Consider the following 14514-nt stretch of genomic DNA (forward strand, 5'->3'; position numbering starts at 1 on the left):
CCTCGCCGCCAACGGACCGCGCCGTGGCAGGTCAGGTGCTGCGCCTAGGAGGAGGGTACAAGTGCCGAGGGGCGTCTCAGTGTGGATTTCGTCAATCTCAGTGGTCAAATCCGCAAATCTCAGTGCAAAAATCCCGAAATTAAGTGGACGGCAGCCGCCATCTACGTGTTGACCCGGGATTCATGAAAAAAGGAGGGCTACCGGATCAACATCCGGTAGCCCTCCTCTTGCGATTGGCTCAGCAGTTACGCTTCGGCGTCCTGGTAGATGCCCGCCATCCAGGACTCGACGTCGTCGGCCTTGCGCGGGAGAGCGGCGCTGAGGTTTACCGGGCCGTCTGCCGTCATCAGGATGTCGTCCTCGATCCGGACGCCGATTCCGCGGTATTCCTCCGGAATGGCAAGGTCCTCGTTCTTGAAGTAGAGCCCGGGTTCGATGGTGAACACCATGCCCTCGGTGAGTACGCCGTCCAGGTAGAGGTCACGCCTGGCCTGGGCACAGTCGTGGACGTCCAGGCCCAGGTGGTGGCTCGTACCGTGCGGCATCCAGCGGCGGTGCTGCTGGCCTTCGGCACTGATGGCTTCCTCGACGGAGACGGGAAGCAGGCCCCACTCGGCCAGGCGCTCCGCGAGGACCGTGGTGGCCGCAGTGTGGATATCGCGGAACTTCACGCCCGGCTGGGCCGCGGCGAATCCGGCGTCGGCGGCGTCAAGGACGGCTTCGTAGACCTTGCGCTGGACGTCCGAGAACTTTCCATTGGCGGGAATGGTGCGGGTGACGTCGGCGGTGTAGAGCGAATCTGCCTCTACGCCGGCGTCGAGCAGCACGAGTTCCCCGGCGTTGACCTTGCCCGTGTTCCGCGTCCAGTGCAGCACCGTGGCGTTGTTTCCGGCGGCAGCGATGGTGTCGTAGCCGAGCTCGTTCCCTTCTTCACGGGCACGCGCGAAGAAAGCACCTTCGATGACGCGCTCGCCGCGGTGGTGGGTCATGGCGCGGGGGAGGGCGCGGACGACGTCGGCGAAACCCTCCACGGTCGCGGACACGGCGATCTTCATTTGCTCGATTTCCCAGGCGTCCTTGAGCAAGCGCAGCTCGGAAAGCGCCTCGCTCAGCAGCTCGTCGAGGGCATCGAGTTCGCCGAGGTCCAGGTTTTCCGGATCCTTGGCTGTGTTGTAGCGGGCGGTGTCCACGAGGGCGTCGATGTTCTCGTCGACTTTGCGGACCAGGCGAATGGAGATGCCACCGATTTCCGGGGCACCTACGTTCTTCGTGATGGCCATCTCGAGTTCGTCGATGTGCGCGGTCCTGAGCCCGAGGCGCGCTTCGAATTCGGTGAGCGTCGGGCGAGCGCCGATCCAGAACTCGCCGGAACGCGAGTCGGCGTAGAACTGTTCCGTGTCCCGGCCGGCCAGCGGACGGAAGTAGAGCGTCGCGAGGTGGTTGCCGCCGTCGTCGCCGGTTCCCTCCTCGACAGGTTCCAGGACCAGCACGGCATCGGGCTCGTGGTCCAGGCCCAAGCCCGTGAGGTGGGCAAATCCGGAGTGGGGGCGGAAGCGGTAGTCGCAATCGTTCGAGCGGACCTTGAGCGGGCCCGCCGGTACGACGAGGCGCAGGCCCGCGAACTTGTCGGAGATGGCCCGACGACGCGTGGCGGCATGGTCTGCGACGGCGTCACGCGCAGGGGTCACCTGCGGCGCTGGCGCCCAATTGCTGGCCATGAACGCCTTGAAGGCATCGGATGTGGGCCGCTGGGAGCGGTTGTTGACGCGCTCCTCCAGGGGCTGGGAGGCTGTGGTTTCACCGTTTTGGGTGTTATCTGCATCGTTCACCGTCCAATAGTCCCATCCAGGCCGATACTAGGCCAGCGGCGCAGCGGTCCAAGCCGTCCCTCATCAAATACGCTTGGAAAGTGAAGATCGACCTGCACGCGCACTCCAATGTTTCCGACGGGACCGAGGCTCCCGCGGGAGTGATCGCTTCCGCATCTGCCGCGGGGCTGGATGTGGTGGCCTTGACCGACCACGATTCCACTGACGGATGGGAGCAGGCCTCCGTCGCGGCCCTCGAATTCGGGGTGGCTTTCGTGCCGGGAATGGAGATTTCGTGCCGCACCCGGGAGGGGATCAGCGTCCATCTGCTGAGCTACCTCCATGATCCCGGACACCCCGGCCTGCTCGAGGAAATCACCAAAGCGAAAGACGCGAGGCTCACCCGCGCCAAGCGCATGGTCACGCTCCTGGCCGAGGACTACCCCTTGAGCTGGGATGATGTCATCCATCATGTGGCTCCCGGTGCCACTGTGGGCCGGCCCCACATCGCCGACGCCCTCGTGGCGGCCGGTGCGGTCGAGAGCCGCTCAGAGGCGTTCACCGCGATCCTGACGTCGCACTCGCGCTACTTCGTGCAGCACTACGCACCGGACCCGGCGCTCGCCGTCGAGCTCGTCCGGGCGGCGGGCGGTGTTCCCGTCTTCGCGCATCCGGTGGCCTCGGCCCGCGGCCGGGTGGTCGGGGAACGGACCTACGGGGAAATGATCGATGCGGGCCTCATGGGGCTGGAAGTGGAACACCGCGACAACCCGGAGGAGGGCCGCGTGTTCCTGCGGCGACTGGCCGCCGAACACGGGCTGTTCATCACCGGTTCCTCCGACTACCACGGAACCGGCAAACCCAATCTGCTCGGGGAGAACCTGACGTCCCCCGATGTCCTGGCCCGCATCGAGGAACTGGGCACGGGGAGTTCGGTGGTCCGCTAGCCGGGGTAGAAAGCGGCCTTGCCGTCCAAGCGCTTCCGCATCACTTCGATGGCCGGGGCGTTCTGGTCCACGCACACGAACTTGCGCTCGAGTTTCGCCGCGACCGAACCGAGCGTGCCTGAGCCGGCGAAGAAGTCGAGGCACCAGTCTCCCGGCCGGCTGGACGCGGTGACGATCCGCCGGACCAGGCCTTCGGGCTTTTGCGTCGGATAGCCGGTCTTTTCCCGGCCGGTCGGGGAAACGATGGTGTGCCACCAAACGTCCGTGGGAAGCTTCCCCAGTTCCCTTTTGGCCGGCGTCACGAGGCCCGGCGCCATGTACGGCTCACGGTCGACCTCGGCGTTGTCGAAGTGGTACTTCGCAGGGTTCTTGACGTACACGAGGATGTTGTCGTGCTTGGTGGGCCAGCGGTTCTTGGCGCGTGCGCCGTAGTCGTAGGCCCAGATGATCTCGTTCAGGAAACACTCCCTGCCGAAGATCGAGTCCAGCATGACCTTGGCGTAGTGCACTTCGCGGTAGTCCAGATGCAGGTACAGGGTGCCGTCGTCGGCGAGCAGCCGCCAAGCCTCCACGAGCCGGGGTTCCAGGAAGGACCAGTAGTCGCTGAAAGCGTCGTCGTATTTGTGCAGGGCGCCCTTGATGGTGTCATAGGAGCGTCCTTTGAAGCCGACGCGGTCGCCGTCGCCGTCGGCGTTGCGGACCATGCGCGTTTCCTGGCGGCTCTGGACCCGGCCCGTATTGAAGGGCGGGTCGACGTAAATCAGTGTGAAGGCGCCGTCCGGCAGCGTCGGGAGGAAATCCGCGTTGTCCGCGTGAACCACCAAATTGCTGCCGTCCGGCGCCCAAACAATGTCAGTCATCGAGGCCGTTAAGCCTCGGTGCTCTCACCGGATGCACCGGAAGCGGACACCACTTCGCCGTTGCGGCGGCGGGTGCGGGAGCGGCGTGCGCGGGACGGCTTGTCCGTGCCCTCGCCGGACTGTGCCTGCCCGGATTGGGGCTCGGCAGACTGAACTGAACCTTCAGCGGGGGCTGCTTCGCCTTCGGAGGTACGACGGCGGCGGGTGCGGTTGCGTCCGCCCTCACCGTCTCCTTCGCGGGACGGAGCGTCGCCTGACCTGGGAGCGCGGCGGGCGCCTTCACGGCCACCATCACGCCCGCCGTCGCGGCCCGTGCGTCCACGCCCGGAATCGCCGCTGGAACGGGAGTTCTTCTTGCCGGTCTCGCCCAGGTCTTCCAGGACCTCGGCGTCGACGCCCGCGAGGGTGCGCTTGTCGCGGGGCAGGCGGCCCTTGGTGCCCGCGGGGATGTCCAGTTCCTCGAAAAGGTGCGGCGACGAGGAGTAGGTTTCCACGGGCTCCGGGTAGCTCAGGCCCAGGGCCTTGTTGATCAGGCCCCAGCGCGGCATGTCGTCCCAATCGACGAACGTCACGGCCGTGCCCTTGTTGCCTGCGCGGCCGGTGCGGCCGACGCGGTGCAAGTAGATCTTTTCGTCTTCGACGCACTGGTAGTTGATCACGTGCGTGACGTCATCGACGTCGATGCCGCGGGCCGCGACGTCGGTGGCCACGAGGACGTCCACCTTGTTGTTGCGGAAGGCCCGGAGCGCCTGCTCGCGGGCGCCCTGGCCCAGGTCACCGTGGATGGCGGCGGCCGCGAAACCGCGGTCTACGAGTTCTTCGGCAACCTTGGCCGCGGTGCGCTTGGTCTTGGTGAAGATGATGGTCCGGCCGCGGCCGCGGGCCTGCAGGATGCGGGCGACGACCTCGACCTTGTCCATGCTGTGGGCACGGTAGATGAGCTGCCGGATGTCCCGCTTGGTCAGGCCTTCGTCGTCAGGGTCGGCGGCACGGATGTGCGTGGGCTGCGTCATGTAACGGCGGGCCATGGCGATGACCGGGCCGGGCATTGTGGCCGAGAAGAGGAGGGTCTGGCGGACGGCGGGTGTGCCGGCAATCAGGGTTTCGACGTCGGGAAGGAAGCCGAGGTCGAGCATCTCGTCTGCTTCGTCGAGAATCACCATGCGAACGTTCTTCAGGTTCAGGTGCCTCTGCTTGTAGAGGTCGATCAAACGGCCGGGCGTGCCGACAACAACCTCGACACCCTTTTGCAGGGCTTCGATCTGGGGCTCGTAGGCGCGGCCGCCATAGATGGTGGCGATGCGGGCGTTGCGCTTCCGGGATGCCGTCTGCAGGTCGTTGGCAACCTGAACGGCGAGTTCGCGGGTAGGAACAATCACGAGGGCCTGGGGTGCACCCGGGACAGCGAGCTTGTCGTGGCCGGCGTCGCCGGGTCCAACGACGCGCTGCAGCGCCGGAATGCCGAAACCGAGGGTCTTTCCGGTACCGGTCTTGGCCTGGCCGATGATGTCGTGACCGCCCAGCGCGACCGGGAGGGTCATGGCCTGGATGGGAAACGGGTGGGTGATTCCGGCGTCGGCGAGGGATTCAACGATGTCGGCGCGGACGTTGTAGTCGGCGAAGGTCTTTTCTGCGATCTCGTGGGGTGTCTCATCCGAGGAAATGGTTTCCTCGGGTTCGATCGTTTCGGTTCCGTCTGTCAGAACTTCATGGGTGTGCAATTCACTCACAGTGGAGTTTTCCTTATTCATTTGGGCTGCGCTGCGTGCTCAACGGTTGTGGCAGGGCCGTTCCGGAGCACGGATGGGCGCAAGCAAATCCAGTGGAAGCCGATCGCGGGCTATCTAAATACTGGCACTGGGGACCAGCTGGTGTATCTCAAGATCGCGTAGGGGCGGGCTTGTTGATGTCAAAAAATTAACTGAATCAACGACCGGGCATCCATTACTACTCACCCAGTCTAGCGTCTGGGGGCGATAATCCCCGGATCGCGGCTCCGGCCCTGCGGACGGAATGCGCTAGGGGAGCAGTTCGAAGGTGATTTGGCGGGTGGCAATGTCCGCGTCGAGCAGTTTCACGCGGACCTTCGTGCCCGACTCCATTTCGCCGTCGCAACGGGCGGTGACCGCGGGCTCGGCGATCTGGACGATGCCGTACGGGCCGTGCGGGGTTCCGTTCCCATTGCCATTGCCGTTGTTGCCGTTGGTGCTGTTCCCGTTGCCGTTTCCGTTGTTCCTGGCCGGTTTCGATCCGGAAATCACTACCGCGTCGAATTCCTGTCCGATGTGGTTGACAAGGAGCGCTGCCTCGACGGTGTCCAGGGCGAGGCGCTCCATTTTGGCGGCAAGCTGGTCGGATGACGCCATGATCTCGGGCAGGCTCGGCAAAGCATGCCGGGCCCATGCAGGGATCTCTGTTCCATTGCTCAACGCTTCGCAGATGACCAGCACGAAACGATCGACAAGCCGGCGCAATGGCGCGGTGGTGTGGGCATACGGAGCCCCGATGGCTGACTGCATGACGCTTCCGGGCACCTCGCCGTCGAAAGGCGTGTACCCGGCACCACGGAAAAGCAGCCCCGCTGAATGGAGGATGGCGAGTTGCCGGGGGTCCTTTGCGTCGAGGGTCCGCAGGTACTCGCCATAGCTGGTCCCCTCGGTCCAGGGCTTCCCGAGTGCCCCCGCTTGCCGTTTGAAATGGAGCAGCGAGCGCTCGTCGGGGGCGGGCATGGTACGCAGGATTCCCACCTTGCCGTCGAGCATCAACTGGGCGGCGGCCATCCCGGTCATGAGCGAAATCTGGGCGTTCCAATCCTCCACCGGCAGCGAGGGAGCGGCGACGATCCTGTACCCCTCGCCGTCGGGCAGTTGGACGATTTCCTGCTCGGGCATGTTCAGGCTGGCCCCGCCACGGCGGCGTTCGAGTTCCACCCGCTTGAGCCCGACTTCCTTGAGCAGCTGCAGGACGGGATCAGCCGTTCCGGAATCGATCGCCCGCTGCACGCCCTTGTAGTCGAGCTTGGCGCGGCTTCGTATGCTCGCCCGACGCACGGAGACGGTGCGGAACTCCGCCTCGGCATCGAGTTCGAAGTCCCACACGAACGCGCCGCACGTCTGGCCGGCCAGCAAGCTCCCGGCATGCTCGCTGATGATCTCGGGGTGCAGCGGTATGCGGCCGTCAGGGGCATAGTACGTTTGCCCGCGGCGGCGGGTCTCGGCGTCGAGCGCGCCTCCCGGTGGCACAAAGGAGGGCACATCGGAGATGGCGTAGAGAACCCTGTAACCATCACCGGACCGGTCAATGAAGAGGGCCTGGTCGAGATCCGTGGAAGAGACGGGGTCGATCGTGATGAACGGGACGTCCGTGCAGTCCTGGGCCGGCAGGGTGTGTCCGGAAACAGCGGCTTCGGCGTCCCGCAGCGCTTCAGCGGGATAACCTGCGGGCAGCTCGAGTTCAGTCCGAAGCGCCGCCAGCGCTTCCGCGAGCCGGTTCGACGTTTCACTGACATTCGGGGCTAACCGCTGATGTGACACGAAAGTCAGGGTAACTCCAAAATCTTCCGGAGTCTCGCTAGGCCGCCGCTGCGTCCAAGGCAGCCAGGAGTGCCCGGGCTGCCGACGTCGGATCCTCCGCCTCAGTGATGGCGCGGACCACCACGATGCGGCTCGCGCCGGCCCGAACGACCTCTTCCACGTTGCTGAGATCGATGCCGCCGATCGCAAACCAGGGGAGCATAACCCCGCCGACGGTCTCTTCGTCTGCCTGCTTCACCGCGTTGGCGGCGTACTTCACCAGATCGAGCCCGACGGCGGAACGTCCCGGCTTGGTGGGCGTGGCCCACACGGGTCCGACGCAGAAGTAGTCCAGGCCGCTGCGGCCAGGCGACGCCGCGACGGCTGCGTCAATCTGATCCGGCGTGTGCGTGGAGAGGCCGATGATGGTGCGGTCGTGGAGCAGCTTGCGGGCCGAGCGCAGCGGAATGTCCTTTTGGCCGATATGGAACACCGGTGCGTTGGAGAGGGACGCCACGTCCGCGCGGTCGTTGACTGCCCAGAGACGGCCGTGACGGTGAGCCACGGAGCGCAGTGTCTCCAGGAGCTCCAGTTCCTCGGCCGCTTCAATCGTCTTGTCACGCAGTTGGATGATGTCCACGCCGCCCTCGAATGCGGCATCGACAAACTGCTCAAAATCCCCCTGTTGCTTCCGGGCGTCGGTGCAGAGGTACAGGCGGGCGGTGGTGTGGACATCGTGCGGGGTCATGGAAACAGAGTAGTTCCTCTAAACTGGGCTGGTACCGCGGGAGCCGCGGCGGCAGTCACAATCGCCGCGCGGCTGAGAGGGCTTCAGCGCCGACCGCTTGACCTGATCCGGCTAGTACCGGCGTAGGGAAGGACTCCATGGACGAAGTAAGCACCCAGCACCGACCCCTGCATGCGGATGTGGCGGTGATCGGGGGCGGTGTCATTGGCCTCGGCATCGCGTGGGAAGCCCGCCGGGCCGGCCGTTCGGTGGTCCTGATCGATCCTGTACCGGCGAGCGGCGGCACCTTCGCGGCGGCGGGCATGTTGGCGCCCGTCAGCGAACTGCATTACCAGGAAGAGGACCTCCTGGAGCTCATGCTCGAATCGTCGGCATTGTGGCCGGACTTCGAACGCAATGTGACCGGCTCACGCACCGGACGCACCACGGGTTACCGTACGACGCCGACCCTCGCCGTCGGTGCGGACGCTGCGGACCGCCGGGCGCTCGCCGACCTCCGGGATGTCCAGCTGGCCAACGGCCTGGTGGTGGAATCCGTGCCGCTGCGCGAAGCCCGGGAGCGTGAGCCGCTGTTGAGCCCGCAGATTTCCTGTGCCTTCGACATCCCGGGCGACCACCAAGTGGATCCGCGCCGGCTTTCGGCTGCGATTCTAGGCGCGCTTGCAGACCACCGGCCCGGCGATTCCAGCTGGATTGCAGGGGCCGAGGGCGGTTTTGCGGTCAGGGACACCGCGGCCGGCCTCCTGTGGGAGGACGGGCGCGTCGTCGGGGTTGTGCTCGGCTCAGGCATCGAAGTGCACGCCACCGAAACGGTGGTAGCCAACGGACTTGATGCCGCGCGCTTGAACGGCCTGCCGGATGGATTGTCGCTCCCGTTGCGTCCGGTGTACGGCGACATTCTTCGGCTGCGCGTCCCGGAGCACCTGCAACCCCTTGTCACGGCCACGGTCCGTGGGATGGTGCGCGGAGTGCCCGTCTACATCGTCCCCCGAGACGACGGGTCCGTGGTGATCGGCGCGACGCAACGCGAAGACGGCTTGTCGGAGTCCGGAGGAACGGCCAACCCGGTGTCAGCCGGCGGCGTGTACCAGTTGCTCCGCGACGCCCAGGTACTTGTCCCGGCCGTGGCCGAACTGGAACTCCTGGAAGCAACTGCCCGTGCGCGTCCGGGCACTCCGGACAATGCGCCGCTGCTGGGCAGGGTCGGCACTGAGGGCGGCGGGGACACGGCCGTGCACGGCCTCATCGTAGCCAGCGGCTTCTTCCGCCATGGCGTGCTCCTCACCCCGGCAGCGGCGAAAATCTGCGTCGGACTCATGGACGGCACCGTCGATCCCCGGTGGAACAAATTCCGCCCGGACCGCTTCTCCCGCCCGCTTGCAGCGGCACGGGCCTCAACAGCCCGCCCATCCTCCGATACCTCTAATCCCCTCCCGAAGGACCCCGCATGAACATCAAATTAAACGGCGCAGACCACACACTGAGTGACGACGCTTCGGTCACCACCCTCGTCAGCCACATCACCGGACGGGCCGTGGACCCCAGCGGCCAGGCGGCCGACGGACGCAAGATCGGCGTCGCCGTCGCACGCAATTCCGAAGTGGTGCCGCGCAGCCAGTGGGCTGCCACCGCGCTCGAAGAGGGCGACGAACTCGAAATCGTTACCGCAGTACAAGGAGGCTGAACGATGACCACAGCAAGCACCCAAGCAGCAAGCACCCGAACCGATCCCCTGATGATCGACGGTGTCGAGTTCGGCTCGCGCCTCATCATGGGGACCGGCGGAGCCCCGAGCCTGGACGGGCTGGGGGCAGCCTTGCTGGCTTCCGGCACCGAACTCACCACCGTTGCCATGCGGAGGTACTCCCCGACGGAAACAGGTTCGCTGTTCCAGTTGCTCGTTGACCACGGCATCCGTGTCCTGCCCAACACCGCCGGCTGTTTCACTGCCAAGGACGCTGTCATGACAGCCGAGCTTGCCCGGGAGGCCTTGGAAACGGATTGGGTGAAGCTCGAGGTCATTGCCGACGAACAGACCCTACTGCCTGATGCCGTGGAGCTCGTGGATGCAACAGAGAAACTCGTCGACCGCGGCTTCAAGGTCTTCGCCTACACCAACGACGACCCAGTGCTGGCGCTTCGCCTGGAAAACCTTGGAGCGACTGCGGTGATGCCCTTGGGTGCGCCTATCGGCACCGGCCTGGGCATCCTGAATCCGCACAACATCGAGCTGATTGTGTCCCGCGCTTCGGTGCCGGTAGTGCTCGACGCCGGCATCGGCACCGCGTCCGACGCCGTACTCGCCATGGAGCTCGGCTGCGACGCCGTGCTTCTGGCCACCGCAGTGACCCGTGCGCAGAACCCGGTGCAGATGGGCGAGGCCTTCAAACATGCGGTCATCGCCGGTAGGCTGGCGAAGCAGGCGGGCCGCATCCCGCGCCGGGAACACGCACTGGCCTCCTCGGCGATGGAAGGCCGGGCCGAGTTCCTCTAACGGCCACCGCTGGCCGCTCGGGGGATTCCTGCGAATTCCACATCAGCGAAGGAGCGTCCCATGGCCGGTAAAGACGACATCCTCACCAGGTCTGCGATCGACGACGCCTTGGCGAAGCTGCCGGACTGGCGGTACCGCCTGGGCGGCCTCGTCACCGTCTACAAATGCCCGACGTCGGCTGCCGCGTTGGAGCTGATCGCCGCCGTCGGGCGCATCGCCGAGCAGCAGAACCACCACCCGGACCTGGACTGGCGGTACAACCGGGTGTTCATCCGCTACACCTCCCATGACTCCGGCAGCGAAGTGACCCAACGGGACATCCGGGCGGCCACGAGCGCCAGCGAAGCAGCCGCGGAGGCCGGGGCAGTGGCCGAACCCGAAGCCACGCCATGAGCCGGATGTGTATCGAGAGCCGCAGCGCCGGCTAGAGGCGCAGCGCCGGCTAGAGGCGCAGCGCCGGCTAGAGGCGCAGCGCCGGCTAGAGCCGCAGCGCCGCGGTCAGCTTGGCGGTGTCGTGCCGGGTCCGATGGCGGCCCAGGAAGTAGGAGGCCACCGCGGCAGCCACGGTACCCAGAATGATGGGCAGCACCCATGGGATCCACGTCAGGCCAGGCTGGTAGCCAAAGCCAAGTTGGATGAAGATCATCCAACTCAGCATGGCGACGGCCACCGAAACGCCAGCGGGCAGGGTGATTCCGTACGTTCCACGGTGTTTGTCAGTTCCCCAAACGATGAAGCCTGAGGCGATGGTGGCTAGCGCCACGATGACAAGTGAGAGCATGCGGACTCCTGGCTCGCTGGTGTTCTTGCGTCTTGCTTAGAGGGCTCCGAAGCCGACCCGGCGTACTTCCTCGGCGCCGATCTCCACGTATCCGAGGACGTTGCCGGGAACGATGACTTGGCGGCCCTTTTCGTCGGTCAGGCGCAGGTCCGTGCCATTCGCGATGGCCTCGCTCACGATCTTGGCAACAGCCTCGGCATCGAGAGCGGACTCAAGCGCGATCTCACGGCCAACATTCTGAATGCCGATCTTTACTTCCACAGCGGGGCCTCCCAGCCAATCAAGAAATTACTCAGTCCTCTATTTGTAGTCTAGGACTCTTTCGGGAAGCGACTGATTCCGCGCCAAGCTAAACGGTAGATCAGGTCGCTGGCAACATCGAGGTCCAAATCGCCGTCGGTTTCGAGCCAATACCGGGCGCTGACCTGCGCCATTCCGGCCAGCCCGCGGCCCAGGAGCTGGGCTTCCAGCGGGGGCAGCTTGGTGTCTTCGGCGATCACCTTGGCGACGGCGTCGGCGAAGGTGCGGTTGAAAGTCTCCAGTCGGGAGCTGACATCCGGGTCATTGATGAGATCGGATTCGAAGACGAGCCGGTGTGCCTGGTCATCACCAGCGATGAAACGGTAGTAGGCACGCATGACGGCCTGGACACGTGCCTTGTTGTCCGACGTCGAATTCAGCGCCGTGAGCATCTGTTCCGTGAGGGTGGCCAGGTGGCTGTCGAGGAGGGCCATGTAAAGCTCCCGCTTGGACGGGAAGTGCTGGTACAGCACCGGCTTGCTGACATGGGCGGTCTCGGCGATTTCGTCCATCGCCGCACCATGGAACCCGTTGGCAACGAAGACTTCCAAGGCAGCGTTCAGGAGTTGAGCCCGGCGCTCATCGCGGGGCAGCCTCGCCGAGCGTGGGGAACCGGTCCGATCTTGCCTGACCTGCGCCTCCTGTTTGATACGTGCACTCTCGGTCACTTGTCTGCCGCCTTTCCTTTGCAGTTATGACCACAATACTGCGCAGTAATATGACCGGGCGGCAGCGGCAGGCATACTTTGGAGTATGGCCACTCTTTTTGCTGCCCAAACGTTGCCGTCTTCTCCTTCTTCCGCACTGCCGCCACTCGTGGAACCTGCCGCGGAGCTGACCACCGAAGAGGTGGAACGGTACTCGCGCCACCTCATTATTCCTGAAATCGGGGCGGCCGGTCAGCGCCGGCTCAAGAACGCAAAAGTCCTCGTAATCGGGGCCGGCGGACTGGGCTCTCCCGCCCTGTTGTACTTGGCTGCCGCCGGGGTGGGGACGCTCGGAATTGTGGACGACGACGACGTCGACCTCAGCAACCTGCAACGCCAGATCATCCACGGGGTGGGCGATGTCGGACGGCCGAAGATCGAATCTGCACGTGACGCCATCAAGGAACTCAATCCGCTGGTCAACGTGCAACTGCACAACGTCCGCCTGGACTCCTCCAATGCTTTGGAGATTTTCTCCGGCTACGACCTCATCCTGGATGGCGCAGACAATTTCGCCACCCGATACCTCGTCAACGACGCTGCCGCGATTCTCGGCAAACCTTACGTCTGGGGATCCATTTTCCGCTTCGACGGCCAGGTCAGCGTGTTCTGGGAGAAGCATGGCCCCAGCTACCGCGATCTCTATCCCGAGGCCCCTCCTGCCGGCTCGGTCCCGTCCTGCGGCGAGGGCGGCGTGTTCGGCATGCTGTGCGCCGCTGTCGGCTCGCTCATGGTGACGGAGGCAGTCAAGCTGATCACCGGCGTCGGGCGCTCCATGCTGGGACGCGTGGCGCTCTTCGACGCGCTCGGCGGCAGCTGGCGCGAAATCAAGGTTTCGAAAGACCCTGAGGCCGAGCCGATCACCGAATTGACCGACTACGAAGCTTTCTGTGGCATCACCCCGGAGCCCGCACGCGACTCGGTTCCGACTGTCACGGCCACCGAACTTTCCGGGATGCTCAAGGCCCGCGCGGCGGGGGAACGTGACTTTGAACTGGTGGACGTCCGCGAGATCGGTGAGCACGAGATTGTGAACATCGACGGTTCGGTGCTCATCCCGCAGGGACGCATCCTGGCGGGAGAGGCCTGGACGGAATTGCCGCAAGACAAAGAGATCGTGTTCCACTGCAAGGCCGGCACCCGTTCCGCCACGGTGCTCGCCGCTGCGCAGCGCGCCGGTTATACCCGGGTCAGCCACCTCGACGGCGGGATCCTGGCGTGGGTGCGCGACGTCGAGCCGGGCAAGCCGGTGTACTGAACGGCTGTTCCGTGAACACGAAAGGTCCGATATGAGCGAGGAATCCATGGCAACACCGCAACAGCCCATCGGATCGGGGTTCGGTCATGGCTCCACGGCATCGGACGTTGTGGCGGGAGTGGACCTCCGCGGCAAGACGGCAATTGTGACGGGTGGCTATTCCGGGCTCGGCCTGGAAACGGTGAGGGCCTTGTCCTCCGCCGGTGCCAGGGTCACGGTTCCCGCCCGGCGCCCCGGACACGCCAAGGAAGTCCTCGCCGCGGCAGGCCTCGCACCGGAGCAAGTGACCGTGGAAGCCTTGGATTTGGCAGATCAGGACGCAGTGAAGGCTTTCGCGGCAGGGTTCATGGCGTCGAACCCTACGCTGGACATCCTGATAAATAACGCGGCGATCATGGCCAGCCCGGAACAACGCGTGGGCCCGGGGTGGGAATCCCAGTTCGCCACGAACCATTTGGGCCACTTCACGCTTCTCAACACGTTGTGGCCCGCGCTGGCGGCTGCCGGTTCGGCCCGCGTCGTGTCCTTGTCCTCCACGGGACACAAACTCTCGCCCATCCGTTTCGAGGACATCAATTTCGAGACCGGCTACGACAAGTGGAAGGCCTACGGCCAGGCAAAGACCGCCAACGCATTGTTCGCCGTAGAGCTGGACCGCCTCGGCCGCTCCTCCGGGGTGCGGGCCTTCGCAGTCCACCCCGGCGGGATCATGACCGAGCTTCAGCGCTACCTGCCGCGCGAAGAGATGGTCGCGGCGGGCTGGATGGACGATGCGGGCAACGTCCGGGAGGGTTTCAAGACTCCGGAGCAGGGAGCCGCCACGTCCGTGTGGGCAGCCACGTCCCCGGCCCTGGCTGGCATGGGCGGGGTGTACTGCGAAGACTGCGACATCGCTGAGCCCACTGACCCGGCCTCGCCGCTCGCCCGGTACCAGGGAGTGGATGCGCACGCTGTGGATCCGGAAGCCGCAACAAGGCTGTGGGCTGTGTCTGCCGAAATGACGGGCGTCAACGCCTTCGCCTAGCGTTCGCGAGGCACCACAGAGGGACATGCTCATTCCTGAACCACTGCCTCAGAGGGACATGCCCATTCGTGGTCG

General features: G+C 65.2%; 15 protein-coding genes and 1 riboswitch. Of the genes, 7 read left to right on the plus strand and 8 right to left on the minus strand.

The features are described 5' to 3' along the window. Positions 1 to 245 precede the first annotated feature (245 nt). The gene (locus AB0O52_RS02780) at positions 246 to 1829 is read right to left on the minus strand and encodes an aminopeptidase P family protein (RefSeq protein ID WP_364533014.1); all 1584 of its coding nucleotides are present in this window, start codon (positions 1827 to 1829) and stop codon (positions 246 to 248) included. Between the two features lie 80 nt (positions 1830 to 1909). Here AB0O52_RS02780 and AB0O52_RS02785 point away from each other — a divergent pair, with 80 nt between their 5' ends. Then, the gene (locus AB0O52_RS02785) at positions 1910 to 2755 is read left to right on the plus strand and encodes a PHP domain-containing protein (protein ID WP_364533017.1); all 846 of its coding nucleotides are present in this window, start codon (positions 1910 to 1912) and stop codon (positions 2753 to 2755) included. On the opposite strand, the gene AB0O52_RS02790 is transcribed toward AB0O52_RS02785, so the two are convergent. The 4 genes from AB0O52_RS02790 to thiE form a co-directional block, all read right to left on the minus strand. Next, positions 2752 to 3615 carry a DNA methyltransferase gene (locus tag AB0O52_RS02790; protein WP_364533020.1) on the minus strand — a complete coding sequence of 288 codons (864 nt, stop codon included), beginning with the start codon at positions 3613 to 3615 and terminating at the stop codon, positions 2752 to 2754. The genes AB0O52_RS02785 and AB0O52_RS02790 overlap by 4 nt on opposite strands. An 8-nt stretch (positions 3616 to 3623) precedes the next feature. Continuing rightward, positions 3624 to 5345, minus strand: a complete 1722-nt coding sequence (locus tag AB0O52_RS02795) for a DEAD/DEAH box helicase (RefSeq protein ID WP_364533023.1) — start codon at positions 5343 to 5345, stop codon at positions 3624 to 3626. Positions 5346 to 5633: 288 nt separating this feature from the next. After that, on the minus strand, positions 5634 to 7148 hold the full coding sequence (locus AB0O52_RS02800; RefSeq protein WP_364533026.1) for an RNB domain-containing ribonuclease: 1515 nt from the start codon (positions 7146 to 7148) through the stop codon (positions 5634 to 5636). 37 nt (positions 7149 to 7185) lie between these two features. Beyond that, positions 7186 to 7875 (minus strand): thiamine phosphate synthase, encoded by a 690-nt coding sequence (thiE, locus tag AB0O52_RS02805; protein WP_364533029.1) that lies wholly within the window; start codon positions 7873 to 7875, stop codon positions 7186 to 7188. Between the two features lie 26 nt (positions 7876 to 7901). Then, positions 7902 to 8021, plus strand: a riboswitch (TPP riboswitch). On the opposite strand from thiE, the gene thiO reads away from it, so the two are divergent. The 4 genes from thiO to AB0O52_RS02825 all read left to right on the plus strand — a co-directional run bounded on the left by thiO (position 8013) and on the right by AB0O52_RS02825 (position 10762). After that, on the plus strand, positions 8013 to 9326 hold the full coding sequence (gene thiO / locus AB0O52_RS02810; protein ID WP_364533032.1) for a glycine oxidase ThiO: 1314 nt from the start codon (positions 8013 to 8015) through the stop codon (positions 9324 to 9326). Its footprint overlaps the riboswitch before it by 9 nt. Continuing rightward, complete coding sequence (thiS, locus tag AB0O52_RS02815; protein ID WP_364533034.1) at positions 9323 to 9559, plus strand: sulfur carrier protein ThiS; 237 nt, start codon at positions 9323 to 9325, stop codon at positions 9557 to 9559. The genes thiO and thiS overlap by 4 nt, the downstream gene beginning before the upstream one ends. Before the next feature lie 3 nt (positions 9560 to 9562). After that, positions 9563 to 10369, plus strand: coding sequence for a thiazole synthase (locus AB0O52_RS02820; protein WP_364533037.1), 807 nt, complete (start codon positions 9563 to 9565; stop codon positions 10367 to 10369). Positions 10370 to 10429: 60 nt separating this feature from the next. Beyond that, entirely contained in the window at positions 10430 to 10762 is a 333-nt protein-coding gene (locus tag AB0O52_RS02825) for a 4a-hydroxytetrahydrobiopterin dehydratase (protein ID WP_364533040.1), read from the plus strand. Positions 10763 to 10847: 85 nt separating this feature from the next. Here the strand turns inward: AB0O52_RS02825 and AB0O52_RS02830 are convergent, their stop codons facing one another. Genes AB0O52_RS02830 through AB0O52_RS02840 form a run of 3 tightly spaced genes read right to left on the minus strand, consistent with a single transcriptional unit; the run spans position 10848 to position 12100 of the window. Then, positions 10848 to 11150: a hypothetical protein gene (locus AB0O52_RS02830; protein WP_364533043.1), complete on the minus strand. Its 303-nt coding sequence runs from the start codon at positions 11148 to 11150 to the stop codon at positions 10848 to 10850. Between the two features lie 36 nt (positions 11151 to 11186). Then, on the minus strand, positions 11187 to 11411 hold the full coding sequence (locus AB0O52_RS02835; RefSeq protein ID WP_059387503.1) for a DUF3107 domain-containing protein: 225 nt from the start codon (positions 11409 to 11411) through the stop codon (positions 11187 to 11189). 50 nt (positions 11412 to 11461) lie between these two features. Continuing rightward, positions 11462 to 12100: a TetR/AcrR family transcriptional regulator gene (locus AB0O52_RS02840; RefSeq protein WP_364533782.1), complete on the minus strand. Its 639-nt coding sequence runs from the start codon at positions 12098 to 12100 to the stop codon at positions 11462 to 11464. 103 nt (positions 12101 to 12203) lie between these two features. Here AB0O52_RS02840 and moeB point away from each other — a divergent pair, with 103 nt between their 5' ends. Both moeB and AB0O52_RS02850 read left to right on the plus strand, forming a co-directional pair. Further along, a complete protein-coding gene (gene moeB / locus AB0O52_RS02845; RefSeq protein ID WP_364533046.1) occupies positions 12204 to 13415 on the plus strand; it encodes a molybdopterin-synthase adenylyltransferase MoeB in 1212 nt (403 codons plus the stop codon). A 31-nt stretch (positions 13416 to 13446) separates the two neighbouring features. Next, the gene (locus AB0O52_RS02850; RefSeq protein WP_364533049.1) at positions 13447 to 14439 is read left to right on the plus strand and encodes an SDR family NAD(P)-dependent oxidoreductase; all 993 of its coding nucleotides are present in this window, start codon (positions 13447 to 13449) and stop codon (positions 14437 to 14439) included. Positions 14440 to 14514: the final 75 nt, after the last annotated feature.

The organism is Arthrobacter sp. NPDC080073 (assembly GCF_040686575.1).
In the GTDB taxonomy this organism is placed as follows: Bacteria; Actinomycetota; Actinomycetes; order Actinomycetales; family Micrococcaceae; genus Arthrobacter.

Bases quoted from the DNA above. Each gene is read 5' to 3' on its own strand.
- AB0O52_RS02790 (WP_364533020.1), bottom strand. From the start codon at position 3,615: ATGACTGACATTGTTTGGGCGCCGGACGGCAGCAATTTGGTGGTTCAC.
- thiE (WP_364533029.1), bottom strand. From the start codon at position 7,875: ATGACCCCGCACGATGTCCACACCACCGCCCGCCTGTACCTCTGCACC.
- thiO (WP_364533032.1), top strand. From the start codon at position 8,013: ATGGACGAAGTAAGCACCCAGCACCGACCCCTGCATGCGGATGTGGCG.
- thiS (WP_364533034.1), top strand. From the start codon at position 9,323: ATGAACATCAAATTAAACGGCGCAGACCACACACTGAGTGACGACGCT.
- AB0O52_RS02820 (WP_364533037.1), top strand. From the start codon at position 9,563: ATGACCACAGCAAGCACCCAAGCAGCAAGCACCCGAACCGATCCCCTG.
- AB0O52_RS02825 (WP_364533040.1), top strand. From the start codon at position 10,430: ATGGCCGGTAAAGACGACATCCTCACCAGGTCTGCGATCGACGACGCC.
- AB0O52_RS02830 (WP_364533043.1), bottom strand. From the start codon at position 11,150: ATGCTCTCACTTGTCATCGTGGCGCTAGCCACCATCGCCTCAGGCTTC.
- moeB (WP_364533046.1), top strand. From the start codon at position 12,204: ATGGCCACTCTTTTTGCTGCCCAAACGTTGCCGTCTTCTCCTTCTTCC.
- AB0O52_RS02850 (WP_364533049.1), top strand. From the start codon at position 13,447: ATGAGCGAGGAATCCATGGCAACACCGCAACAGCCCATCGGATCGGGG.